The organism is Microbacterium sp. ET2 (assembly GCF_030347395.1).
Lineage (GTDB): Bacteria > Actinomycetota > Actinomycetes > Actinomycetales > Microbacteriaceae > Microbacterium > Microbacterium albipurpureum.
In genome coordinates this window covers 1,699,880-1,724,718 of the sequence record NZ_CP128170.1, presented here as the reverse complement: position 1 = coordinate 1,724,718, position 24,839 = coordinate 1,699,880, and the positions used below count along the sequence as shown (strand labels likewise).

Genomic DNA, 24,839 nt, shown 5'->3' with positions numbered 1-24,839 from the left:
AGGAGCCGAAGGGGGAGCGGTGACGGCGGAACTGGGCGAACGAGGCGACTTCGCCGACTTCGACGCGCTCATGCGCGACGCGGCGCGGGCGCCCGAGGGACTGTCCGACGTCGATCCCGATCGCCGCGGGCGGCGACGATGGATCGGCTGGACGGTCGCGGCGGTGATCCTCGCCCTGGTGATCGGTGCGCCATCGGCGTACGTGACCTGGGCGCTGACCGCTCCGCTGCCCGCTCCCGAGGCGACGTTCACCGAACCGGCCGTCCCGCTCACCGCCGCCGCGTCGCTGTCGCTCCCCGCACAGGGGTCATCGGCGGTGAGCGTCACCGGCGTGGACGAGTATCTCGGCGCGGAGGCGGCAGGCATCTGGGCGACCTCGGGGCCGCAGGAGCCGGCGGCCATGGCGAGCATCACCAAGCTCATCACGGCGCTCGTCGTGCTCGACGCCCACCCGCTCGCGAGCCCCGATGACCAGGGACCGACCCTGTGGTTCGACGGCGCCGACGAAGACCTCTACGACGCCTACTACGTGCAGAACGTCACCATCGCGCCGATGCTCGCGGGCAGTTCGATGACCCTCCGCGGCGCGCTCGCGACGATGCTCATCCCGTCGGCCAGCAACTACGCCGACGTGGTCTCGACGTGGGCCTTCGGGTCACGGGCCGGCTTCGTCGCGGCCGCCCGCGCCTGGCTCGACGACCACGGCCTCGCCCAGACCACCGTGGTCGACCCGACCGGCATCAGCCCGCGCAACACCAGCACCCCCGCCGACCTCATCGCGCTCGGGCGCATCGCCGCGGCGCACTCCGACATCGCGGGCATCGTCGGCACCCGGTCGGCGACGATCGGCAGCGCCGGCAACGTCAACAACACCAACGGCCTGCTCGGCACGGCTGGCATCACCGGGCTCAAGACCGGCAACCTCGGCGCCGGCACGTTCGCCTTCCTCTACACGTCCCGTCTCGACGTCGGCGTGGGCACGCCGCTTTCGGTCGTCGGCGTGATGCTCGGAGGCGAATCCCGCGACGCGGTCAACGGCGACGTGCTGCGGCTGCTCGGCAGCATCCAGGCGGGCTTTAGCGACGTACCCCTGGTCAGCGCCGGTCAGGAACTCGGAGAAGTCACGACCCCGTGGGGTGGGGCGGCGCGGATGGTGACCGCGTCGCGCGTCGACATCCGCACCTGGTCGGACACGCCGATCACCGTGACCTCCGACATCCGCACCCCCGAGACCTACGCCGACGGCGGGGTCGTCGGAACGATCACCTGGACGGCTGGGCCTCGGACGGCGACCGTCGACGTCGTGATCGAGGGCGAGATCGAATCGCCCACCGAGTGGTGGCGGCTGACTCACCCCTCCGAGCTCGGCGGCTGAGGAACCCGCGGGCGCACGCCGGCCCGGCGCAGTGCGCGACCGATTCCGAGCCCGACCGCGGTCCAGGCGATCGGACCGGCGACGAAGAGCGTGACGTAGACGACCTGCTGCCACTCGCGGAACTGCGTCACATCGGCGGCGAACCAGATCGCCGCGCCGATCACGACCCCCACGACGACCGCCGACACGAAGAAGCGCCACGGCTCCCATCGGCGATAACGCGTGAGGGCGGCCACGCCCTCCTGGAGCAGGCCGATGAGGATCGCCGTCCCGACGTATCGTCCGATCCACACCGGCACGACGGCGCTTGCGACGAGCGCGGCGATGAGATGCGTCAGCAGGGCGACCCAGGGCTGGCGCAGCAGCTCCTGCGCGATCACTCCGGGAAGGACATGGATGCCGAGGACGAGGCCGTAGAGGATCGGCCAGGTCGCGACGATCACGCCGCTGAGCGCGCCGGCTCCGGCCTGCAGCACACCCGTCGCCACGCCGATCGCCGCGCACGTCAGCAGCACGCGGGTCGTCAGAGGCGCGGTTCGGGCCACCTCTCCAGCGTAGGGCGGATCTCATCGAGTTCTCATCTGGAATACGTTCTCTGAGTTTCACCTGTGAGTTACGTTAGCCCGACGTGCGCGCCGAAGACGCCGCGTACGCCTCGCTCTACACCATCCTCGTTGGGAGCCTCTATGGGTCGATCCTCCGTGCGAGCAGCCGCGGTCGTCACACTCGCCGCCCTGTTCACCGGGTCCGCAGCAACCGGCGCCTATGCCGCGACACCCGTGGAGGAGGTGACACCCCCCACTCCCATCGATTCCCCCACAGGCTCGTACATCGTGCTCCTCGAGGAGGAGCCGGTCGCAAGCTATGAAGGCGGCGAGGCGGGCCTCGCGCCCACCAAGCCCGAAGAGGGCGAGAAGCTCGACACCCAGTCGCAGGCGGTCGATGAGTACGCCACATTCCTCGCCGAACGGCAGCAGGATGTCGCGGCCGAGACCGGCGTCGACCCTGCGGCCACCTACCAGCTGACCCTGAACGGCTTCAGCGCGAAGATGTCTCCCGAGCAGGCGGCGAAGGTCGCCGGGACCGACGGTGTCATCGGCGTCTACCCCGACGAGATCCACCACCCCGACGCCGTCCCCTCGACCGAGTTCCTCGGCCTCGAAGGGCCCGGCGGCGTATGGGAGCAGACCGGCGGTGTGGATGCCGCGGGTGAGGGTGTCGTCGTCGGCGTCATCGACACCGGCATCGCGCCCGAGAACCCCTCCTTCGCCGGCGACCCGCTGGGCACGACCCCGGGTACCGGAGAGCCATACCTCGAGGGCAACGAGGTCGTGTTCGACAAGGCCGACGGCACGCAGTTCCGCGCGGAGCGTGTGACCGGCGAGGCCTGGGACGAGTCGGCGTACTCGACCAAGCTCATCGGTGCGCGCTACTTCGGCGACGGCGCCGCCGCCGCCGGCTTCACGTTCGAGGCCGAGGACCTCTCGCCGCGCGACAACGACGGGCACGGCTCGCACACCGCCGGGACCGCTGCGGGCAACGACCAGGTGGCCGCGTCGATCGAGGGCATCGACCTCGGCGCGATCTCCGGTGTCGCCCCCGCTGCGAAGGTCTCGGCGTACAAGGCGTGCTGGGCAGGACCCGACCCGCTCGTCACCGACGACGACATCTGCGCCCTGAGCGACCTGCTCGACGCGATCGACACCGCGGTGGCCGACGGCGTGGACGTCATCAACTACTCGATCGGCGGCGGCGCGGCATCCTCCACCCTGCAGCCCGACGACATCTCGTTCTTCAACGCGGCCATCGCGGGTGTGTTCGTGTCGGTCAGCGCCGGCAACAGCGGCCCCGACGCGTCGACCGCCGACCACGCAGCACCCTGGTACGCCACGGTCGCCGCTTCGACGATCCCCACGTGGGAGGGCAGCGTCCAGCTGCCGAACGGCTACCTGGAAGCCGGAGCATCGGTCACCGTGCAGGAGGGCGAGGAGGTCACCGGTCCGGTCGTGTACGCCGGCGACATCCCCGCCGAGGGTGTGAACGCCGCCGATGCCGCGCTGTGCTTCCTCGACACCGTCGACCCCGCGCAGGCCGCGGGCAAGATCGTCGTCTGCGACCGCGGTGTGAACGCGCGTGTGGAGAAGTCGCAGGAGGTCGCCGCCGCAGGCGGGATCGGCATGATCCTGGTCAACGTCACCCCCGGGTCGCTGGACAACGACTTCCACTCGGTGCCGACCGTGCACCTGGACGCCGCCGCGCGCCCCGCGCTGCTGGAGTACGTCCAGAGCACCGTCGACCCGACGGCGACGCTCATCGGCGGCAACATCACCGGCACCGAGACTCCCGTACCGCAGGTCGCGGGCTTCTCGAGCCGTGGCCCGATGCTGGCTGACGGCAGCGATGTGCTGAAGCCCGACATCGCCGCCCCCGGCGTGGCGATTCTCGCCGCAGTGCAGAACGACGCGGACGGCAACCCCGACTACGGCGTGCTCTCCGGCACCTCGATGTCGGCGCCGCACATCGCCGGCCTCGGCGCGCTGTACCTCAGCGAGAACCCGCTGGCCACGCCCGACGAGGTCAAGTCGGCGATGATGACCACCGCCTACAACACCGTGAACGCCGACGGCTCGGCCAACACCGATCCGTTCGCGCAGGGCGCCGGGCAGGTCGACGCGCGCCGGTTCCTCGACCCGGGTGTGCTCTACCTCAACGGTCCGGCCGACTGGGCGGCGTTCATCGAGGGAACCGGCAACGGCGACTTCGACGGCGTCGAGCCGATCGACCCGAGCGACCTGAACCTCGCCTCGATCGCGATCGGCACGCTCTCCAGCGAGCAGACCGTGACCCGCACCCTCACCGCGACGCGCCCAGGCACGTACACGATGGATGCGTCGGTTCCCGGCGTCGATGTCTCGGTCGAGCCGTCGACCCTCACCTTCGGGGCGGCAGGCGAGAGCCAGTCGTTCTCGGTGACGATCTCCAACGCCTCGGCTCCGGTCGAGCAGTGGGCGACGGGCTTCCTCACCTGGACCGGCGGCGACGGCACCACCGCGCGCTCGCCGCTCGCGGTGCAGCCCGTGACGGCGGATGCTCCGGCGACCGTGTCGGGCGAGGGGATCACCGGCAGCGCCGACGTGACCATCACGCCCGGTGTGACCGGCGACCTCGCGCTGAACCTCTCGGGCCTCGCGCCGGTGAGCCTGCTCACCGACCCCGCGAACCCCGTCGAGGGGCACACCGGAGACGAGAACTCCGGCGACGAGAACGGCGACATCGCGTGGATCGTCGACGTGGCCGAGGGAGCGACGCTCGCGCAGTGGAAGCTGGACTCGTCGGATGACGAGGGCAGCGACCTCGACCTGTTCGTGTACCGCGTGGTCGCGCCGGATGACCTCCGCTACTACGAGTCGTGGACGTCGGCGACGGCCTCGGCCGATGAGCAGGTGAGCCTGGACGACCCCGAGGCGGGCACGTACCTCGTCATCGCGAACATGTACTCGATCACCCAGCCGCTGACGTGGGACCTCACCTCGGCGGTCGTCACCCCCGGTGGCGCCGGTTCGTTCACCGCGACGCCCAACCCGCTGCCCGTGCAGCAGGGCGTGGCCGCCACGTACACCGTCTCGTGGTCGGGCCTGGAGCCCGGCACGCGCTACCTCGGTGTCGTCGGCTACGGCGACTCGGCGGTGCGGACGGTCGTCGAGGTCGACCCGGGGGCCGCGGCTCCGGTCGCGGTCGAGGCTCCCTCGATCAGCGGGACCCCGAAGATCGGACGCACCCTGACCGCCGACCCGGGCACATGGGACCCGGCCGAGGTGACCGTCGCCTACCAGTGGCTGCGCAATGGTGAGCCGATCGAGGGGGCGACCTCCGACCGCTACCGCGTGACCCGCGATGATCAGGGGGCGGCCCTCTCGGTGCGCGTCACCGCCACCGCCGAGGGGAACATCAACCCCGGTACCGCGACGAGCGCCGAGGTGTTCGTCAAGGTGGCCTCCGACACGCGGGTGAGCCTGAACCGCTACGTCGGATCGAGCTCCCAGGAGTTCGTCGCCACCGTGACGGTTTCGGCCCGGAACGGCGTCGTACCCGAGGGCGACGTGACCCTCTTCGTGGACGCGAAGAAGTACACCGGCACCCTTGTGGACGGCCAGGTCGCCTTCCCGCTTCCCAAGCAGAACCGCGGCGTGCATGTCGTGGTCGCGCAGTACGGCGGCAGTGACACGGTCGAGACCTCGACGGGACTCTCCGGGTTCCTCGTGCTCCGCTGACGCGGGGGTGTGACGACGCTCTGAAAGACGACGGCGCCCGGGCTTCGGTCCGGGCGCCGTCGGCGTTCCAGGATCAGGGGGACAGGTGCGTCCCCGCGCTACACCCGACGGTGCCGGCGGGTCAGGCGTACGGCGGGGAGCGGTGGGGCGGGGATCCACTCGTCGCCGTGATCGATCACCCGACCGAAGCGGTCGCCGCGTGCCTGCCAGGCCTCGCGCGCATCCACGATCTCCTCGTGCGAGCGACCGACGAAGTTCCACCACATGACGATCTCGTCCTCGAACGGCTCGCCACCGAGGAGGAAGACAGTGGCGTCGACCGTGCTGGAAAGCTCGATCTCGCGCCGGTGGGTTCCGAGGTACAGCAGGTGGCGATCGTCGACGGATGCCGCGGCGCGACGCTCGGGCTCGTCGACGACGTCGAACACCTCGACCTCTCCCTCAAGACCGAGGACGGCGTGCTCCCATTCCTCGCGCAGGGGCACGCGGACCCGCGACCCCGCGGGGATGCGGATCTCGGCGCCGACGATCGGGGTGAAGGCGCTCGCCGGTGATGCCACCCCGCCGAGGCTCCCCATCACGACGGTCGCTTCACCGTCGGTGCCCGTCGTGGCTTCCAAGCGGAGGGTCGGCAGCGACTCGTGCCGCTCGAAGTCGGGGGCGCCGTGCCGGCGCGACTCGGGAAGGGCGACCCACAGCTGAAGGGCGTCCAGTGCGGTCGGACCGTCGCCGAGGGAGTACTCCGAGTGAGAGATCCCCGCACCGCTCGTCATGAGGTTCAACGCGCCGCGGCGGACCACGACGTCGCTGCCGACCGAGTCGCGGTGGCGCACCTCGCCGACGAGGGGCCACGTCACCGTCTGCAGCCCGATGTGCGGGTGGGGTTCCACCCGCATCATGGTCTCCTGCGGACCGAACCGGTCCAGGAAGCACCACGCCCCGACGAGGGGCAGATCGCGCTGGGGGAGGGCCCGGTGGACCTCCATCCCTCGTACGCCGCCGAGCGGCACCTCGCGCGACTCGAGCAGCAGCGCCCTGGGGCCGTCGCACTCCACCGACGCGGACAGTTCGGCGGAAGCATCGAGGCCGCCCGCTGTCCCCGGCGCCGATGCGTCGAGGCGTGTCATGGCCGGGGTTCCGGCCAGTCGACCTGGAGGTCGGCAACCTCATGCTTGCCGAGCCAACGGGCGACGAATGGGCAGCGGGGCACGACCGTGACACCGCGCGCCGCGGCATCCGCCATCGCCTGTCCGACGAGGGTGCCACCCAGCCCGCGCCCGGCGAAGGCCTCGTCGATCTCGGTGTGGATGAACAGCTCGCGACCGCGGGAGTCGGTGACGAACTGCGAGAATCCGCCGAGCGCGTCGCCGACGTGTATCTCGTAGCGGCCCGCCTCATCGTTGCGGGTGACGCTGATGCTGTCGGTGTCGGTCTCGTTGCCCACGGGTGTCCTTCCGTCGTGCCTCTCAACCTATGCCGCGTCGTGGGCATTCCGCGAGGACGACGTCGCGCCGCGGGGCGCCACACGGCGCGCGCATCAGGCAGACTCGCTGGATGCCCCTTTCGCTGCTCGAAGCCGTCCCGCCCGGCGCCGATCCGGATGCGGCGTACGAGGGATTCGCCGCGTGGGCGGCCGAGCGCGGGCTGGCCCTTTACCCCGCCCAGGACGAGGCGGTCATCGAGCTGGTGTCGGGTGCCCACGTGATCCTGTCCACTCCGACGGGCACAGGGAAGTCGCTCGTCGCCGTCGCAGCCCACGCGATCGCGCTCGCCCGCGGCGGCCGGACGTATTACACCGCCCCGATCAAAGCCCTCGTGAGCGAGAAGTTCTTCGCCCTGGTGGACATCTTCGGCGCGGAGAAGGTCGGCATGGTCACCGGTGACTCCTCGGTGAATCCCGACGCCCCGATCGTGTGCTGCACAGCCGAGATCCTGGCCAACCTCGCCCTGCGGCAGGGGTCGGATGCCGCGGTGGACCAGGTCGTGATGGACGAGTTCCACTACTACGGCGATCCCGATCGGGGCTGGGCATGGCAGGTGCCCCTGCTGCTGCTGCCACGCGCACAGTTCGTCCTCATGTCGGCCACCCTCGGCGACACCTCCGAGATCTCCACTGACCTGCGCCGACGCACCGGACGCGAGGTGGCCGAGATCACCGGGGTCGACCGGCCGGTCCCTCTCGACTACTCCTACTCGCGATCGCCGGCGCACGAGATCGTCGAAGAGCTGCTGTCCGACCAGAAGGCGCCGATCTACATCGTGCATTTCTCGCAGGCGGCGGCGATGGAGCGAGCCCAGGCGCTGTCGAGCGTCCGGATCGTCTCGCGGGAACGTCGCGACGAGATCGCAGAGGCGATAGGCGGGTTCCGATTCACGACCGGGTTCGGAAAGACTCTTTCGCGCCTCGTGCGCGCAGGCATCGGCGTGCACCACGCCGGGATGCTGCCGCGATACCGGCGACTGGTCGAGACCCTCGCCCAGCGTGGGCTGCTGCGGGTCATCTGCGGCACCGACACCCTCGGTGTCGGCATCAACGTGCCGATCCGCACGGTGGTGCTCACGGCGCTGACCAAGTACGACGGGCAGCGGATGCGACACCTCAGCGCCCGCGAGTTCCACCAGATCGCGGGTCGGGCGGGCCGGGCCGGATTCGACACCGCGGGCACCGTGGTGGTGATGGCGCCCGAGCATGAGATCGAGAACGCAGCGGCTGTCGCCAAGGCGGGGTCCGATCCCAAGAAGCAGCGGAAGGTCGTCCGCAAGAAGGCTCCGCAGGGGTTCGTCAACTGGGGAGAGGCGTCGTTCGAGCGGCTCGTCGCCGCCGAACCCGAGCCCCTCGTCCCGCACCTGCAGCTGACCGCGGCGATGCTCATCAACGTCGTCGCCCGCGGCGGCGACGTCTTCGCGCATGTGCGCAGCCTCGTCTTCGACAATCACGAGCCGCGCGTTCGTCAGCTCGCGCTCGCACGTCGCGCGCTGGCGATCTTCCGCACGCTCGTCGTCGCCGGCATCGTCGTGGTGGAGCGCCCGGGCGGTGCCATTCGTCTCACGGTCGACCTGCAGCCGAACTTCGCCCTCAATCAGCCCCTGTCCCCGTTCGCGCTCGCAGCGATCGAGGTGCTCGATCCTTCTGTCGAGCAGGGTCGAGCCCCCCGCCCGAGCGCCGAGGCCGCCGACAAGGGTGACGCTGCGCACACCGCGGGGACCGGCCACTACGCCCTCGACGTGGTGAGCGTGATCGAGGCCACCCTCGACGATCCGCGGCCGATCCTCTCGCAGCAGGAGTTCCGGGCGCGCGGCGAGGCGGTCGCGGCGATGAAACGGGAGGGCGTCGAGTACGACGACCGCATGGCCGCGCTCGAGGAGATCACCTACCCGAAGCCCCTCGCCGAGCTGCTGGAGCAGACCTTCGAGGTGTTCGCCTCGAGCCAACCGTGGGTGCGCGACTTCGCCCTGTCGCCCAAATCGGTCGTCCGCGACATGTTCGAGCGCGCCCTGTCCTTCGCCGAGTTCGTCACCTTCTACCAGCTCGGTCGCAGCGAGGGCCTCGTCCTCCGCTACCTCAGCGACGCCTATCGGGCGATCCGTCAGACCGTTCCCGCGGAAGCACAGACCCCGGATCTGCTCGATCTCATCGCCTGGCTCGGCGAGCTGGTGCGTCAGGTGGACTCGAGTCTCGTCGACGAGTGGGAGGCGCTGATCAATCCGGCCGCCGACCCCGACGCGCCCGTCGTTCCGCCGGCGCCCCCGTCGATCCTCACCAATCGGCGGGCGTTCGTCGTTCTGGTGCGCAACGAGCTGTTCCGCCGCGTTCAGCTGGCCGCGCTGCAGCGAGACGACGAACTCGTCGCGCTCGACCCCGACGTCGACTGGCCGACCGTGCTCGACGAGTACTTCGACGAGCACGACGAGATCCTCACCGGGGGCTCCGCCCGTTCGTCCGCGCTGGTGACGATCGACGAGACCGACGCTGCCGAGGGTCGCTGGGCGGTCGAGCAGACGATCGACGATCCGGCCGGACACCATGACTGGCGCATCCGCGCCGAGGTCGACCTCGAGGCATCCGTCGCCGAAGGCACCGCGGTGGTTCGCGTGACCGAAGCCGTGCGCCTCTGATCCGCCGGACTTACGCATGCCACTGCCCGGGTCGCGGCTGCATCCCGGGGGTGTTCGCGTAGCCCTTCTCCCACGGGAATCTGCCGCTCTTGTCGTCGTAGGTGAGTTGCAGCAGCGGCACCGAGACGACATCAGGGCGCTGGTAATGCCGGTGGCGTCGAACGCGATCTCGCCGGGGTTGGGAATGGTCTCGACGGTCACACGGTGAGCCCACGTATCGCCGAAGGTCAGCAGCATCCCAGGAAGGAGGCGTTCCCCCTCTCGGACGCGACCGGCTACGTCGTTGAGGACCGCCTGCGCCGTGCCGGACTTCACGCCCGTGATCGCGAGTTCCGGATGACCGATTCCGAAAAGGCCCGTCGTGTAGGCGAAGGACGGCCCCTCGCCGCTGTCTTCGCAGGAGCAGCCCGGCGCTCCGCACTCGCCGCCGACATAGGTGATGTGCACCCCGAAGCGGCGGATGGTGTCGGCCACGTGCGCGTCTTCCTGGTCGAGCCAAGCGGATATGGCGAGAGGCGTCTCTTCGTACATGGATTCCCACTCCTTCGATCGCAGATGCGTATGTTTGTTCGAGATTAGGCCGGGCGTCGGACATCGCCCCGCACCCAGCGGAAACCCCGCATCGAGGTGGCGCGGTTGGCGGCCTCGGTGCTCCGACGTTCACCGATCGCGCCACCTGAACCGGGTGACCCGGACGGCGACATCGGGTAGAACGAGAACGTGCCGACCTATCTCGCCTTCCTTCGCGCCGTCAACCTCGGTGCGAAGCGGGTGTTCCCGAAGGATGACATCCGCCGCGTCGTGGAAAGCCTCGGCTTCACCCGCGTGGAGACGTACATCAATACCGGCAATGTCCGATTCGCAACGGCGATGCGGTCGCAGACCCGCATCGAGACGGCCCTCGAGACCGCCTTCGCCGCCGATCGGGGCTTCGATGTTCCGACGATCGTGTTCTCGCAGGACGAGTTCCGCCGGGTGGCGGCGGATGTCGCGGAGCTCTCCGCCGCGCACCCGGGCCTCGCGCGCCACTACGTCTACCTGCTCAAGAGCAGCCCGACGCCCCCTCAGGCAGCGGCCGTCGAGGCGACTTCCGGCGACAAGGGGCGGATGGTGGTCCGCGGGCGCGCGGCCCACGCCCTGCTCGGCGACGGCTACGAGGCGGGCCAGGTCGACCCGCTCGCCGCGGCGAAGCTGCTGGGGATCGCGACCAACCGCACGCGCACCGTCGTCACCGGCCTCGCCGAGCGGTGGTGTTGACAGCGGGAGGCCGGTGTCGGTGCCACCGCGTAGCATGGCCGCCGTGGCGCACGCGAACCGATACCCCCTCGATGAAGCGCCCCCGTCCGACCTCCCGCCCTCCGATCTCGCCCCGTCCGACCTCATCCCGCCGGACGACGACGAGTGGTACCCGCCGGAGGACGCCTGGCCGCCCCCGGACGACGTCCCGGTGGCGTCGACCGCAGCGCCGGGGGTCGCGCGCCGCGACTTCACCGGCGGCGACCCGCGGTCGGTCCTGAAAGAGGTCTACGGGTACGACGCGTTCCGCGGCGATCAGGCTGCCGTGGTCGAGCACGTCATCGCCGGAGGCGATGCGGTCGTCCTCATGCCGACCGGCGCCGGGAAGAGCGTCACCTATCAGGTGCCCGCCCTGGTGCGACCGGGCACGGGCCTGGTGATCTCCCCCCTCATCGCCCTCATGCACGACCAGGTCGACGCGCTCGTGGCCAACGGTGTGCGTGCGGCGTACCTCAACTCCACGCAGTCTCAGCCCGAGCGCGCCGCCACCGAGCGCGCGTACCTCGCGGGCGAGATCGACCTGCTCTACGTCGCACCCGAACGCCTCTCGCATGCCGCGACCACCGCGCTCCTGCAGCGCGGCCGGCTGAGCGTGATCGCCGTCGACGAGGCGCACTGCGTGTCGCAGTGGGGGCACGACTTCCGGCCCGACTACCTCGCCCTCGGCGACCTGGCGGAGCGCTTCCCCGGCGTCCCGCGGCTGGCCCTCACCGCCACCGCCACCCGCGAGACCCATCGCGAGCTCACCGAGCGGCTGCGCCTGCCCGAGGCCCGCCACTTCGTCGCGAGCTTCGATCGGCCCAACATCCAGTACCGCATCGAGCCCAAGGTCGAGCCGCGCAAGCAGCTGGTCTCCTTCATCCGCGCTCAGCCCGAGGGCTCGGTCGGCATCGTGTACGCCCTCAGCCGGAAGACCGTCGAGCAGACCGCCGAGTACCTTCGAGCCCAGCGCATCGACGCGCTGCCGTACCACGCGGGGCTTCCGGCCGAGATGCGCGCCGCCCACCAGGCCCGCTTCCTTCGCGAGGACGGCGTGGTGATGGTGGCCACCATCGCGTTCGGCATGGGCATCGACAAGCCCGACGTGCGCTTCGTCGCGCACATCGACCTGCCGAAGTCCGTCGAGGGGTACTACCAGGAGACCGGGCGCGCCGGCCGCGACGGCGAGCCGAGCATCGCGTGGATGGCCTACGGGCTGGGCGACGTGGTCCAGCAGCGTCGCCTCATCGACGCCTCCCCGGGTGACCGGCAGTTCAAGACCCGCCTGGGGCAGCACCTGGACGCGATGCTGGCGCTGTGCGAGACCGTGGGATGCCGCCGGCAGAACCTCCTCGCCTACTTCGGTCAGCCCTCCGAACCCTGCGGCAACTGCGACACCTGCCTCGAGCCTCCCGAGACGTGGGAGGGAACGGTCGCCGCGCAGAAGCTCCTCTCCACGATCGTGCGGCTCCAGCGCGAGCGGAACCAGTCCTTCGGAGCCGGGCAGCTCATCGACATCCTCCGGGGCAACAGCACCGAGCGGGTCCGCCAGCAGCGGCACGATCAGCTGGCCACCTTCGGCATCGGCGCCGACCTGACCGATCAGGACTGGCGCAGCGTCATCCGGCAGCTGCTCGCCCGCGGCATCCTCGTCGCCCGCGGCGAATACGGCACCCTGGCACTCGGCGAGGCGGCGCCCGACGTCCTGCGCGGAGCAAGTGAGGTGCCGCTCCGCCGCGACGTGCTCGGGAGATCGGGCGGCGGTGGTCGCGTCCGCAAAGCCGCGGCGAGCGAGGCGCTGGATGACGGGGACAAGCCGCTGTTCGAGGCGCTTCGCGCGTGGCGCGCGGGCGTCGCACGGGAGCAGGGCGTGCCCGCGTACATCGTGTTCGGCGACGCGACGCTGCGCGCGCTCGCCGAGCGCCGCCCCGGCAGTGCGGCCGACCTCGAAGGCATCCCCGGAATCGGAGCGAAGAAGCGCGAGGCGTACGGCGAGGCCGTTCTCGACGTGGTCCGGGCCGGCTGAACCCGCGTCCTCTAGGCTCCCCTCAGGGGCGACGGCGCCCCGACACCGGGCATCGGTGCCCATGTGAGACGGCGGGCGATGAGGCCCGTCGAGATATCGGGCGAAGAGGCCCGGGAGGTCCAGCCCAGCAATGAGCAACATCGACATCGCCCAGGCGGCGCAGCTCGAGCCCATCGGGGTCATCGCCGAAAAGCTCGGCATCCCCGCCGACGCCCTCGAACCCTATGGTCGACACAAGGCGAAAGTCGCGCTGTCGTTCGCCCGCAGCATCCGGGATCGCCCTCGCGGCCACCTCGTGCTGGTGACCGCCGTCTCCCCGACGCCGGCGGGCGAGGGGAAGACCACGACGACGGTGGGCCTCGGCGACGCGCTGAACCGGGTCGGCGCCCGCGCCGCGATCTGCCTCCGCGAGCCGGCGCTGGGGCCGGTCTTCGGCATGAAGGGCGGCGCGGCGGGCGGCGGGTATGCGCAGGTCGTGCCGATGGAGGACATCAATCTGCACTTCACCGGCGACTTCGCCGCGATCGGTGTGGCGACGAACCTCCTGGCAGCGCTCATCGACAATCACATCCATCACGGCAACGCCCTCGGCATCGACGTCCGTCGGGTCGCGTGGCGGCGGGTGCTCGATGTCAACGATCGCGCACTGCGCGACGTGGTGACGGGACTCGGCGGCCCGGGGAACGGCTATCCGCGCGAGAGCGGCTTCGACATCGTCGTGGCGAGCGAGGTGATGGCGATCTTCTGCCTCGCCACCGATCTCGCCGACCTCAAGGCGCGTCTCGGCGAGATCGTGATCGGCTACACCCGCGAACGGCAGCCCGTGCGCGCCCGCGACCTCGACGCCCACGGCGCCATGGCGGCGTTGCTGCGCGACGCGCTCGCGCCCAATCTCGTGCAGACGCTCGAGCACACCCCGGCCTTCGTCCACGGCGGGCCGTTCGCGAACATCGCCCACGGGTGCAACTCCTACCTCGCCACCGACACGGCCCTTCATCTGGCCGACTACGTCGTCACCGAGGCGGGATTCGGCTCCGACCTCGGGGCTGAGAAGTTCCTCGACATCCTGTGCCGTTCCACGGGCCTGCGGCCCTCGGCCGCCGTCATCGTCGCCACCGTGCGGGCGATGAAGTACCACGGTGGCGTCGAGGTCGCAGACCTCCCGAACGAGGATGTTGCGGCGCTCCGCCGCGGCACGGTCAATCTGCGGCGGCACATCGAGATCGTTCACGGCGTGCTGGGTCTGCCCGTGGTCGTGGCGATCAACCACCGGGCAGAGGACACCGGTGCCGAGGTCGCGGCGCTGCAGGAGGAGGCCGCCGCCGCCGGCGTCACCGCCGTGGTCGCCCGCCACTTCGCCGAGGGCGGGGCGGGCGCCGAGGAGCTGGCGCGCGAAGTCGTGCGCCTCTGCGGCGAGCCGGCGGAGCCGGCCCTCACCTATCCCGATGACGCGACCCTGTGGGACAAGATGCGCGCCATCGCCACACGTATCTACGGAGCATCCGATGTCACGGCTTCGAGCGCCGTGCGCGCACAGATCCGTCGCCTTCAGGAGGAGGGGTACGGCGGGTACCCCGTGTGCGTGGCGAAGACGCAGTATTCGTTCTCAACCGACCCGCGGCTGCGGGGTGCACCGACCGGGCACGTCGTCGACATCCGTGAAGTGCGCCTGGCCGCCGGGGCCCGGTTCGTCGTGATGATCTGCGGCGACATCATGACGATGCCCGGCCTGCCGGCGGTGCCCGCGGCGAACACGATCGACATCACCGACGACGGGCGGATCGTCGGGCTCTTCTGACCTTCCGGGGGCCCGCCGTGCATAACCGCGGGGCCGGCGGATGACACGCCGGGCGTGGCGACGACGGCGCGGCGCGTCGGCCGAGCGGCCCGCGGTTGTGCACGCGCGGGCGCCCGTCGCCGGGTCGGATGTCGCTTGGGCACAATCGGTCCCGGCGACATGGCTGGGACTCCTTGTGACGAATGAACAACGCAGTTGGAGGCGCGTTGTGGGAGACCTACCGTTTAGGTGACTTCCCTTCGACTCCTTCTGGAGAGGTGAGAAATGGCCGACGCCGCCGTTCGTCCTGAGACCCCCGCATCCGACTCCCGCACGCCCGCCGGTGGAGCGCCCACCGCGCCCCACACGGCGGCAGAGGCATCCGAGGCCCGCATCGACATCGATGCCGTCACGAACCTGCTGCTCGGCACGTGGGCCGACACCCGTCGCGAGGCGCGCGAACTCATCAAGGACTCCGCGTTCTGGCAGGTGAACGACCTGACGGTCGCCGAGCACCGCGAGCGGACCCTCACACAGCTGCACCTCCTCGCCGACAACGGCGGCGGGCGCCGCGCGTTCCCCGCCGAGTACGGCGGCAGCGACGACAACGGCGCGAACCTCGCCGGCTTCGAGGAGCTCGTGCTGGCCGACCCGAGCCTTCAGATCAAGTCGGGCGTGCAGTGGGGCCTCTTCGCCTCCGCGATCTACCAGCTCGGCACCAAGCAGCACTGGGACAAGTGGCTGCGCCCCGTCATGTCGATGGAGCTCCCCGGGGCGTTCGCGATGACCGAGACCGGTCACGGATCCGACGTCGCGGCCATCGGCACCACCGCCACGTACGACCCCGACACCGAGGAGTTCGTGATCCACACGCCGTTCCGCGCGGCGTGGAAGGACTACCTCGGCAACGCCGCACTGCACGGCAGGGCCGCGACCGTTTTCGCGCAGCTGATCACCGGCGGAGTCAACTACGGCGTGCACTGCTTCTTCGTTCCGATCCGCGACGACGCGGGCACCTTCCTCCCCGGCATCGGCGGTGAGGACGACGGTCCCAAGGGCGGCCTGAACGGCATCGACAACGGACGCCTGCACTTCGACCACGTGCGCGTCCCGCGCGAGAACCTCCTCAACCGCTACGGCGACGTCGCGCCCGACGGCTCGTATTCGAGTCCCATCGACAGCCCCGGACGTCGCTTCTTCACCATGCTCGGCGCCCTGGTGCAGGGACGCGTCTCGCTCGACGGGGCCGCCACGACGGCATCCGCTCTGGCTCTCTACATCGCCACCACCTACGGCAACCAGCGCCGCCAGTTCGATTCGGGCGCCGGCACCGACGAGGTCACGCTGCTCGACTACGGCAAGCACCAGCGGCGACTTCTCCCGCTCCTCGCCCAGAACTACGCGCAGTTCTTCGCGCACGACGAGCTGCTGCGGAAGTTCGACGGGGTGTTCTCGGGCCGTGCCGACACCTCCGAGGAGCGGGAGGACCTCGAGACCCTCGCCGCGGCGCTGAAGTCGCTGTCGACGTGGAATGCGCTGACCACCATTCAAGAGAGCCGCGAGGCGTGCGGTGGCCAGGGCTTCCTGGCGGAGAACCGGATGACGGGGCTCCGCCACGACCTCGATGTCTACGTGACCTTCGAGGGCGACAACAACGTGCTCCTGCAGCTCGTCGGCAAGCGGCTGCTGTCGGACTACGCCAAGCAGTTCAAGGGCAAGGATGCCGCTTCGCTCGCCCGGTTCGCCGCGGCGCAGACGGCGGGCAAGGTCTTCCACGGCGCGGGCCTCCGCCAGCTCGGGCAGGCGGTCGCCGACTTCGGGTCGACGGCACGCTCGGTGGAGCTGGGGCTTCGCGCCGAGCAGCAGCACGAGATTCTGTCGGGCCGAGTGGAGCAGATGGTCGCCGACCTCGCCGGGGCGCTCCGCCCCGCGGCCAAGCTCGACAAGGCGGAGGCTGCGGCGCTGTTCAACACCCACCAGGCCGAACTCATCGAAGCGGCCCGCGCTCACGGTGAGCTCCTGCAGTGGGAGGCCTTCTCCGACGGGGTCAAGGCCGTGGCCGATCCCGGCACCCGTCAGGTGCTGACGTGGCTGCGCGACCTGTTCGGGCTGCACCTCATCGAGAAGCACCTCGCGTGGTACCTGATCAACGGGCGCCTCTCGACGCAGCGCGCCGCGGCGGTGTCGCGCTACATCGATCGGCTCTGCGCGCGGCTGCGGCCCCACGCCCAGGACCTCGTCGACGCCTACGGGTTCGCGCCCGAGCACGTGCGCGCCCCCATCGCCTCGGGCGAGGAGCGCGTGCGCCAGGAGGAAGCGCGAGAGTACTACCGCGCCCAGGCTGCCGCAGGGAACGAGCCGATCTCGGAGAAGTCGCTGCAGAAGGGCAGAACGCTGCAGAAGAAGTAGCGGGCGGGTGCGGTTCGCGGTGTCGGCGGAGCCGGGCATACTGACCGAATGAGTGTGGTCACGGGGCCCGACGGACGCGACCGCTGCGGGTGGGTCGGTGACGACCCCGAGTATCGGCGGTACCACGACGAGGAGTGGGGCCACCCGCTGCACGGCGACGGTCCGCTCTTCGAGAAGATGAGCCTCGAGGGGTTTCAGGCCGGGCTTTCGTGGATCACGATCCTCCGCAAGCGCCCCGCGTTCCGCGACGCCTTCGCCGGGTTCGAGCCCGTTAAGGTCGCGGCGTTCGACGACGACGATGTCGAGCGACTCATGGCAGATGCGGGTATCGTCCGCAATCGCGCGAAGATCCTCGCCACGATCGGGAACGCCCGGATCGTCGCCGAGATGCCTGAGGGCGCACTCGACGCGCTGATGTGGGCGTACGCTCCGGATGCTGCGGGCCGGCCCCGCCCGCAGGCCTTCGCCGACCTGCCGGCCACGACGCCGGAGTCGAACGCTCTCAGCCGAGAACTGAAGAAGCGCGGGTTCCGCTTCGTCGGGTCGACGACGGTGTACGCGCTGATGCAGTCTTCGGGGATGGTCGATGACCATCTCGAAGGATGCTGGCGCGCGGCGGCTGACGATCGAGGACAGTCTCTGTCCGCAGCAGGTGGCACGCTGTAGGTTCTAGGCGCCTCGACAGACGGGAAACGCATGGCCGAAGCATCCGCTCACATCGCTGATTCGCACGGGCTCATCAGGGTCGTCGGCGCCCGCGAGAACAACCTCAAGAACGTCAGCGTCGACATCCCCAAGCGCCGTCTCACCGTCTTCACCGGCGTCAGTGGATCGGGGAAGTCGTCCCTGGTGTTCAGCACGATCGCCAACGAGTCGCAGCGCCTCATCAACGAGACCTACCCGACCTTCGTGCAGCAGTTCATGGAGCAGCTCAGCCGCCCCGAGGTCGACGCGCTGGAGAACGTCAGCGCCTCGATCGTCGTCGACCAGGAGCGGATGGGCGCGAACTCCCGGTCGACGGTCGGCACCGCCACCGACGCGCAGGCGATGCTGCGGATCCTCTTCAGTCGGCTCGGGCAGCCGAGCGCCGGCGCGAGCTTCCACTACAGCTTCAATCTGCCGCAGGGGTGGTGTCCGCGCTGCGAAGGGCTCGGCGAGGTGAGCGACATCAATCTCGATGAGCTGTTCGACCGCGATAAGTCGCTCGCCGAGGGTGCGCTCACGATCCCCGGGTACAACGTCGACGGGTGGATGGTGCGGATCTTCACCGAGTCGGGGTTCGTCGATCCGCAGAAGAAGATCCGCGACTACTCCGAGCAGGAGCTTCACGATCTGCTGTACAGGGAGCCGACGAAGGTCAAGGTCACCGGCATCAACATGACCTACGAGGGACTCGTCCCGAAGGTCACGAAGTCGGTCCTGCAGAAAGATCGCGACGCCCTCCAGCCCCACCTCCGCGCCTTCGTCGACCGCGCGGTGATGTTCACCGCCTGCCCCGAGTGCGGGGGCTCGCGCGTGAACGAGGCGGCACGGTCATCCCTGATCGGCGGGGTCTCGATCGCGGATGCCGCGGCGATGCAGATCTCCGATCTCGCCGCGTGGCTCGACACCGTCGACGACCGCGAGGTCGGGCCGCTCCTGTCGGGCCTGAAGCACCTCACCGCGACCTTCGTCGAAGTGGGCCTCGGTTACCTCTCGCTCGACAGGTCGTCGGGAACTCTGTCGGGGGGCGAGGCGCAGCGCACGAAGATGGTCCGTCACCTCGGGTCCTCTCTCACCGACATCACCTACGTCTTCGACGAGCCGACGGCCGGGCTGCACCCGCACGACATCCAGCGGATGAACGACCTCTTGCAGCGCCTGCGAGACAAGGGCAACACCGTGCTGGTCGTCGAGCACAAGCCCGAGGTCATCGAGATCGCCGACCACATCGTCGACCTCGGCCCCGGCGCCGGCCGCGCGGGCGGCGAGATCCAGTACACCGGGGATGTCGCGGGGCTGCGCGCCTCGCAGACCCTCACCGGCCGGCATCTCGACCATCGGGCACGGCTGAAGGCGGCGACCCGCGAGCGCCGCGGGGCCCTGGAGGTCCGCGGAGCGACGCAGCACAACCTCACCGGCGTCGACGTCGACATCCCGCTGGGCATCCTCACCGTCGTTACAGGTGTGGCGGGGTCGGGAAAGTCGTCGCTCATCCACGGGAACGTTCCCGCCTTCGACGACGTGGTCGTCGTCGATCAGTCGCCGATCAAGGGGTCGCGTCGTTCGAGCCCGGCGACCTACACCGGCATCCTCGACTCCGTCCGCACCGCATTCGCGAAGGCCAACGGCGTCAAGGCGTCGCTGTTCAGCGCGAACTCGGCCGGCGCGTGCCCGGTGTGCAAGGGCCTCGGGGTCATCATCACGACGCTCGGCTACACCCAGAGCGTCGAGACGCTCTGCGAGGTGTGCGAGGGGACGGGCTTCAGCGCCGAGGTGCGCGAGTACCTCCTGAACGGCAAGAACATCGCCGAGGTGCTGGCGATGTCCGCCGCCGAGGCGGCGGAGTTCTTCCCGACCGGCCCGGCGCACACCACGCTCGCGCGGCTCATCGACGTCGGTCTCGGGTACATCACGCTCGGGCAGGCGCTGAACACGCTGTCCGGCGGCGAGCGCCAGCGGCTGAAGCTGGCGATCTCGATGGCGAAGAAGGGCGCGATCTACGTGCTCGACGAACCCACGACCGGGCTTCACCTCGCTGACGTCGACAATCTGCTGCGCCTGCTCGATCGCCTCGTCGACGCCGGCAACAGCGTCATCGTCATCGAGCACCACCAGGCGGTGATGGCCCACGCCGACTGGATCATCGATCTCGGGCCCGGCGCCGGCCATGACGGCGGGCGCATCGTGTTCGAGGGCACACCGGCCGACCTCGTGGCAACGGGCGACACGCTCACCGCGCGGCATCTGCGCGCCTACGTCGGCGGCTGAGCGCGTCGCGTCGCGTCGGGCGCGTTGTGCACGGACGTGCGGCGTGGGCGTGTGGTGTGCCGCGCTCTTCGCGCGACCCGGCAGAATGTGCGGCTCGGGGTGCGGGCGGGCGACGTTTATTGACGGGTCGCGTCGAGGGGGTGGGCGCGGCGTCCGTCGCGCGCGTGCGGGGAGCTGCGTTCTTCTCGTGACCCGTCAGAATGTGCGGCTCGGAGTGCGAGCGGGCGACGTTCTTTGACGGGTTGTGCCGAGGGGGTGGTCGCGGCGTCTGCCGCGCGGGTGCGAGGAGCTGCACTCTTCGCGCGATCCGTCAGGAAGTGCGGCTCGGAGTGCGGGGAGGCGACGTTTTCTGACGGGTCGTGCCGCGGGGCTGGGCGCGGCGTCGGCCGCGCGCGTGCGGGGAGCTGCGCTCTTCGCGCGATCCGTCAGAATGTGCGGCTCGGGGTGCGGGCGGGCGACGTTTTTTGACGGGTTGTGCCGGGGGGCTGGTCGCGACGTTTGTCGCGCGCGTGCGGCGAGCCGCGTTCTTCGCGCGATCCGTCAGGAAGTGCGGCTCGGAGTGCGGGGAGGCGACGTTTCTTGACGGGTCGTGCCGCGGGGCTGGGCGCGGCGTCTGCCGCGCGGCGCGCAGGCGGTCGCGGCGGCCGTTGTCGCGCGACCCGTCAGGAAGTGCGGCTCGGGGTGCGGGCGGGCGACGGTTCTTGACGGGTCGCGTCGAAGTAGTCGGCGAGCCGGCGGCTCCGCGCGCGTCAGCCGAGCTGCGAGTGCTCGCCGAGGCGGTGCCAGGTGCGGTTGTGATAGACCAGGGCGTCGGCGGGCTCGCCCGGCTCGACATCGCGGGTGATCTGGTGCTGCAGCGCCTGCGCGGCGATGACGGTCGAGGCGCCGGCATCCATCCGGTTGATGATCGCGCAGCGCAGCCATGCCCGCGCACCGGGGAAGACTGGCTCGCCCGTGGGAAGCCGCGCCCACAGCGACGTGTCGGCGAAGCGGTCGATGCCGCTCGTGGCGGCGAGCTTGGCCAGCTCGAGGTCATGCGCATCGAGCAGGTGCACGACGACGGTGTCGGCCTCGGCGATCGTGGGGGCGGCCGACGAGATGGCCGAGAGCGAGAAGATGAGCAGGGGCGGCTCGGCGCTCACCGACGACACCGAGGTCGCCGTCAGGGCGACAGGTCCGTCGCCGGCGTCGGCGGTGATCACGGCCACGCCGCCGGGGTGTCCGCGGAAGACGGTCTTGAACTCCTCGGCGCTGAGCGAGGCGGTCGGGAACGACGCGGGGTGGGTGCCGGCGGCGGAACGAGTCATGGGCGGCAGGCTAGCCCGCGACAGATCGTTCGCCGTCATCGCGTTTCGTGATGTTTCAGAGCTGGGCACGACAGAGGAAACCGCGCGGGCCCCCGAACGATTCCCCACGGCTCACCGGCCGGCGTCGTACAGGTGCCGAGCGCCGTGGCTGAGCACCTTCACGACCACTCCGCGGCGGCGGAGGGCGGCGACGGTACGCGTCTCCTCCTCGATGTCGCGTCCCAGCGCATGGACGTTCGCGACCACGAGCACATCGCCGTGGCGGAGCGTGCCGAACAGGCGCACCAGCCGCTCCTCCCAGCTCTCGAGGGTCTCGGGCGAGGGGTGACGGAACCCCTCGATGGGCACCCCGAAGCGGGTGAGGAGGTCGCGCTGCTCGACCACCGACGGCATGTCGTCGCGGGCGATGACGAGGCCCACCAGGCGTGCGCCCGACGGGCGCGCGGCCCACCAGTCGCGATCGCGCTGCAATTCGGTGAAGCACTTCGGACAGTCGGCGGCGTCATGGGGAACGGGGACGGGGCTCGTCTCCATCGCCTCGCCGAATCCCGCACTCATGACATCCATTCTCACCCGGGATGACCGGTGCCGCGACCTCTTTCAGGCCCTGTCAGTCTTCGCCGTCGAGGCGGAGCTCGAGGCTCAGCTCATCGGCGTCCAGCTCGGCGAGCGTGTGGCGGAGGACTGCGGTGCTGTACGCGCCACCGGAGGAGAGCTCGATCAGGCGTCGGCGCATGGCCCGGATGAGAGCGAGGCGCAGCTCCAACCCGTCGCGCACGACCATGGTGGTGTCCTCGTCGGGCGGTCTGGTGTACCGGTCGCCGACGCGGGCGATGAGCTCCGGCGGGAAGCTCTCGCCGTCTCGCCGGGCGAGGTTGTCGTCGGCGAGGGCCGCGGCCGCGGCATCCCGCAGCTCCTGATCCAGCCGCAGTCGCTCCTCACGGCCGACGGTCTCGTCACCCTCGCCGTCGAGGCCGAGCGCGCGCACGATCCACGGGAGGGTCGAGCCCTGCAGCAGCAGGCTGCCAACCGCAACGAGGAAGGCGACGAAGACGAGCAGGTCGCGCGACGGCGTCGCGGCGGGAAGGGTCTGCGCTGCCGCGAGGGTGACGACGCCTCGCATGCCCGCCCACACCATGATCGTGCCGTGGCGCCACCCGAGCGGGGTGGTGCGGTGGTACTCGAGGTCTTCGATGAAGCGGAGCACTCGGGGGCGGGCGCGTTCGGGCACCCTGTCAGGCCAGGTGCGCACCCGTGGGAGGTGGGTGGCCGCGCGTTTCGCGCGCCGAGACTCTCCCCAGACGAGGACGGAGACGAAGACCGCCCGCGCGGCGAGGATGATCAGCAGCGCCGTCGCAGCGAGGAAGACCGCCCGCTCGAGACCTCCCGCGCCGTCGGCGGAGACGGAGTCCCAGAGGTCCTTCACCTCGAGCCCCATCACCAGGAACACCGCACCCTCGAGGACGAGCTCGACCGTGCGCCAGTTCAGCTCGTCCGATAGGCGCTGCTCGGGGGTGAACCGGCGGGCGGCGCCCTGCCCGGTGACGATGCCGGCGACGACGGCGGCGACGAGGCCCGAGCCGCCGAGCGCCTCGGTGGGAAGGTACGCCACGAACGGCACGACGAAACCGATGGCGGTGTTCGCGGCGGGATTGCGCACGAGCGCGCGCACCCGCAGGTTGATGTAGCCGATGATCGAGCCCACGACGATCGCGACGACCACGCCCCACAGGAAAGCGCCGACGATGCCGCCTTCGGGTATGGAGCCGGTCACCGCCGCGGCGACCATGGTGCGCAGGATCACGAGCGATGTGGCGTCGTTGAGCAGGCTCTCACCGTCGAGCCAGGTGGTGACGCGACGAGAGATGCCGAGCCGCTTCGCGATGGAGGTCGCCACCGCGTCGGTCGGACTGAGGATGGCCCCCAGTGCGATCGCCAGATACAGATCGAGCCCCGGGATGACGGCGTGGAAGAAGAAGCCGAGCGCGACGGCGCTCACCACCACGAGCAGCACCGCGAGCCCGGAGATCGGTCGCACGTCGCGGCGGAACTCGATGGCGGGAAGCGACACCGCCGCCGAATACAGCAGGGGTGGAAGGACTCCGACGAGGATGACCTCGGGGTCGAGTTCGAACGGCGGGACGAACGGCAGGAGGCTGACCCCGAGCCCGAGAAGCACGAGCAGCAGGGGTCCGGCGAGGCGCAGGCGCGGACCGAGCGCGGTCGCGCCGGCGATGACGAGCACCGTCACCGTGGCGATGACGATGACCTCGATCACGGCAGGATGCCCAGGCTCCGCACGGCGTCGCGCTCGGCGACGAGCTCGTCGACCGAGGCGTCGATGAGCTTCCGCGACCGGTCGTCGACGCCCAGATCGGCGACGACCCGATAGCCCGACCCGTCGGAGGTGACGGGGAACGAGCAGATGAGCCCCTCGGGCACGCCGTACTCTCCGTGGGAGACGACGGCCGCCGACGTGCGGAAACCACCGAGCACGTCGCTGCGGACGTGCTCGATCGACGCGTGCGCGGCGGAGGCGATCGACGACGAGCCGCGCACCTCGATGATCTCGGCGCCGCGGCGCGCCACCCGGGGGACGAATTCGGCATCGAGCCACGCGGTGGCGACATCGGTGCCGCCCAGCCGCTCGGCGAGAGCGTCGATCACGGGGCGGCCGGCGACAGTGGCGTGCGAGACGTCGGGATACTGCGTGGCCGAATGATTGCCCCACACGATGACGCCGTCGATGTCTCGCGGATTCACCTCGAGGGCGGCGGCGAGCTGACCGACGGCGCGGTTGTGATCGAGGCGGGTGAGGGCGGTGAAGCGCTCAGGAGGGATGTCGGGGGCCGACGACTGCGCGATGAGGGCGTTGGTGTTCGCGGGGTTCCCCACCGTCACGACGCGGATCGCGTCGTCGGCGACGTCGTTCAGCGCCGCACCCTGCGGGCCGAAGATCCCCGCATTCGCGGCGAGCAGGTCGGCTCGCTCCATGCCTGGACCGCGGGGGCGGGCGCCGACGAGCAGAGCGATCTCGCAGCCGTCGAACGCCGTGCGCGGGTCATCCGAGATCTCCACCCCCGCCAGGAGCGGAAAGGCGCAGTCCTGCAGTTCCAGCGCCGCACCCTCCGCAGCCCGGAGGCCCGCGGGGATCTCGAGCAGGCGCAGCTGCACCGGACGCTCGGGGCCGAGCATGTCGCCGGCGGCGATGCGGAAGAGCAGGGCGTAGCCGATCTGCCCCCCGGCGCCGGTGAGGGTGATCGTCGTCGCGCGCATGGCTCCGAGCATAGGCCCGGGCGGCGCCGTCCCGTGA

The 24,839-nt window shown here is 70.4% G+C and carries 16 protein-coding genes and 1 pseudogene; 9 read left to right on the top strand and 8 right to left on the bottom strand.

Going from position 1 to position 24,839, the window contains the following annotated elements; all coding sequences use genetic code 11:
* Nucleotides 1–19 precede the first annotated feature (19 nt).
* On the top strand, nt 20–1,375 hold the full coding sequence (locus tag QSU92_RS08275; RefSeq protein ID WP_289265701.1) for a D-alanyl-D-alanine carboxypeptidase family protein: 1,356 nt from the start codon (nt 20–22) through the stop codon (nt 1,373–1,375).
* On the opposite strand, the gene QSU92_RS08270 is transcribed toward QSU92_RS08275, so the two are convergent.
* Nucleotides 1,351–1,920, bottom strand: coding sequence for an ECF transporter S component (locus tag QSU92_RS08270; RefSeq protein ID WP_289265700.1), 570 nt, complete (start codon nt 1,918–1,920; stop codon nt 1,351–1,353). The genes QSU92_RS08275 and QSU92_RS08270 overlap by 25 nt on opposite strands.
* Nucleotides 1,921–2,061: 141 nt before the next feature.
* Between QSU92_RS08270 and QSU92_RS08265 the strand changes: the two genes are divergently transcribed.
* Nucleotides 2,062–5,646 carry a S8 family serine peptidase gene (locus QSU92_RS08265; protein ID WP_289265699.1) on the top strand — a complete coding sequence of 1,195 codons (3,585 nt, stop codon included), beginning with the start codon at nt 2,062–2,064 and terminating at the stop codon, nt 5,644–5,646.
* A 98-nt stretch (nt 5,647–5,744) separates the two neighbouring features.
* Here the strand turns inward: QSU92_RS08265 and QSU92_RS08260 are convergent, their stop codons facing one another.
* A complete protein-coding gene (locus QSU92_RS08260; RefSeq protein WP_289265698.1) occupies nt 5,745–6,773 on the bottom strand; it encodes a pirin family protein in 1,029 nt (342 codons plus the stop codon).
* Nucleotides 6,770–7,090, bottom strand: coding sequence for a GNAT family N-acetyltransferase (locus QSU92_RS08255; protein WP_289265697.1), 321 nt, complete (start codon nt 7,088–7,090; stop codon nt 6,770–6,772). The genes QSU92_RS08260 and QSU92_RS08255 overlap by 4 nt, the downstream gene beginning before the upstream one ends.
* Before the next feature lie 110 nt (nt 7,091–7,200).
* On the opposite strand from QSU92_RS08255, the gene QSU92_RS08250 reads away from it, so the two are divergent.
* The gene (locus tag QSU92_RS08250) at nt 7,201–9,762 is read left to right on the top strand and encodes a DEAD/DEAH box helicase (protein ID WP_289265696.1); all 2,562 of its coding nucleotides are present in this window, start codon (nt 7,201–7,203) and stop codon (nt 9,760–9,762) included.
* A 237-nt stretch (nt 9,763–9,999) separates the two neighbouring features.
* Here QSU92_RS08250 and QSU92_RS17575 read toward each other — a convergent pair.
* Nucleotides 10,000–10,293, bottom strand: a pseudogene (locus tag QSU92_RS17575) (DUF4262 domain-containing protein); the annotation flags it as partial.
* Between the two features lie 189 nt (nt 10,294–10,482).
* On the opposite strand from QSU92_RS17575, the gene QSU92_RS08245 reads away from it, so the two are divergent.
* From QSU92_RS08245 to QSU92_RS08220, 6 genes are all read left to right on the top strand, one after another.
* Entirely contained in the window at nt 10,483–11,019 is a 537-nt protein-coding gene (locus QSU92_RS08245; RefSeq protein ID WP_289265695.1) for a DUF1697 domain-containing protein, read from the top strand.
* Nucleotides 11,020–11,062: 43 nt separating this feature from the next.
* The gene (recQ, locus tag QSU92_RS08240) at nt 11,063–13,063 is read left to right on the top strand and encodes a DNA helicase RecQ (protein WP_289265694.1); all 2,001 of its coding nucleotides are present in this window, start codon (nt 11,063–11,065) and stop codon (nt 13,061–13,063) included.
* Between the two features lie 130 nt (nt 13,064–13,193).
* Nucleotides 13,194–14,861 carry a formate--tetrahydrofolate ligase gene (locus QSU92_RS08235; RefSeq protein ID WP_289265693.1) on the top strand — a complete coding sequence of 556 codons (1,668 nt, stop codon included), beginning with the start codon at nt 13,194–13,196 and terminating at the stop codon, nt 14,859–14,861.
* A 264-nt stretch (nt 14,862–15,125) separates the two neighbouring features.
* Nucleotides 15,126–17,249, top strand: a complete 2,124-nt coding sequence (locus QSU92_RS08230) for an acyl-CoA dehydrogenase family protein (protein ID WP_289265692.1) — start codon at nt 15,126–15,128, stop codon at nt 17,247–17,249.
* A 48-nt stretch (nt 17,250–17,297) separates the two neighbouring features.
* Nucleotides 17,298–17,915: a DNA-3-methyladenine glycosylase I gene (locus QSU92_RS08225; protein WP_289265691.1), complete on the top strand. Its 618-nt coding sequence runs from the start codon at nt 17,298–17,300 to the stop codon at nt 17,913–17,915.
* Between the two features lie 30 nt (nt 17,916–17,945).
* Nucleotides 17,946–20,219 (top strand): ATP-binding cassette domain-containing protein, encoded by a 2,274-nt coding sequence (locus QSU92_RS08220; RefSeq protein ID WP_289265690.1) that lies wholly within the window; start codon nt 17,946–17,948, stop codon nt 20,217–20,219.
* 749 nt (nt 20,220–20,968) lie between these two features.
* Here the strand turns inward: QSU92_RS08220 and QSU92_RS08215 are convergent.
* The 4 genes from QSU92_RS08215 to QSU92_RS08200 all read right to left on the bottom strand — a co-directional run bounded on the left by QSU92_RS08215 (nt 20,969) and on the right by QSU92_RS08200 (nt 24,802).
* Complete coding sequence (locus tag QSU92_RS08215) at nt 20,969–21,526, bottom strand: flavin reductase family protein (RefSeq protein ID WP_289265689.1); 558 nt, start codon at nt 21,524–21,526, stop codon at nt 20,969–20,971.
* A 111-nt stretch (nt 21,527–21,637) separates the two neighbouring features.
* Nucleotides 21,638–22,084, bottom strand: a complete 447-nt coding sequence (locus QSU92_RS08210; RefSeq protein WP_240638745.1) for a recombinase family protein — start codon at nt 22,082–22,084, stop codon at nt 21,638–21,640.
* A 52-nt stretch (nt 22,085–22,136) separates the two neighbouring features.
* Nucleotides 22,137–23,804, bottom strand: coding sequence for a cation:proton antiporter (locus QSU92_RS08205; protein ID WP_333783459.1), 1,668 nt, complete (start codon nt 23,802–23,804; stop codon nt 22,137–22,139).
* Entirely contained in the window at nt 23,801–24,802 is a 1,002-nt protein-coding gene (locus tag QSU92_RS08200) for a malate dehydrogenase (RefSeq protein WP_289265688.1), read from the bottom strand. Before QSU92_RS08200 ends, QSU92_RS08205 begins: the two co-directional genes overlap by 4 nt.
* Between the last annotated feature and the right edge of the window lie 37 nt (nt 24,803–24,839).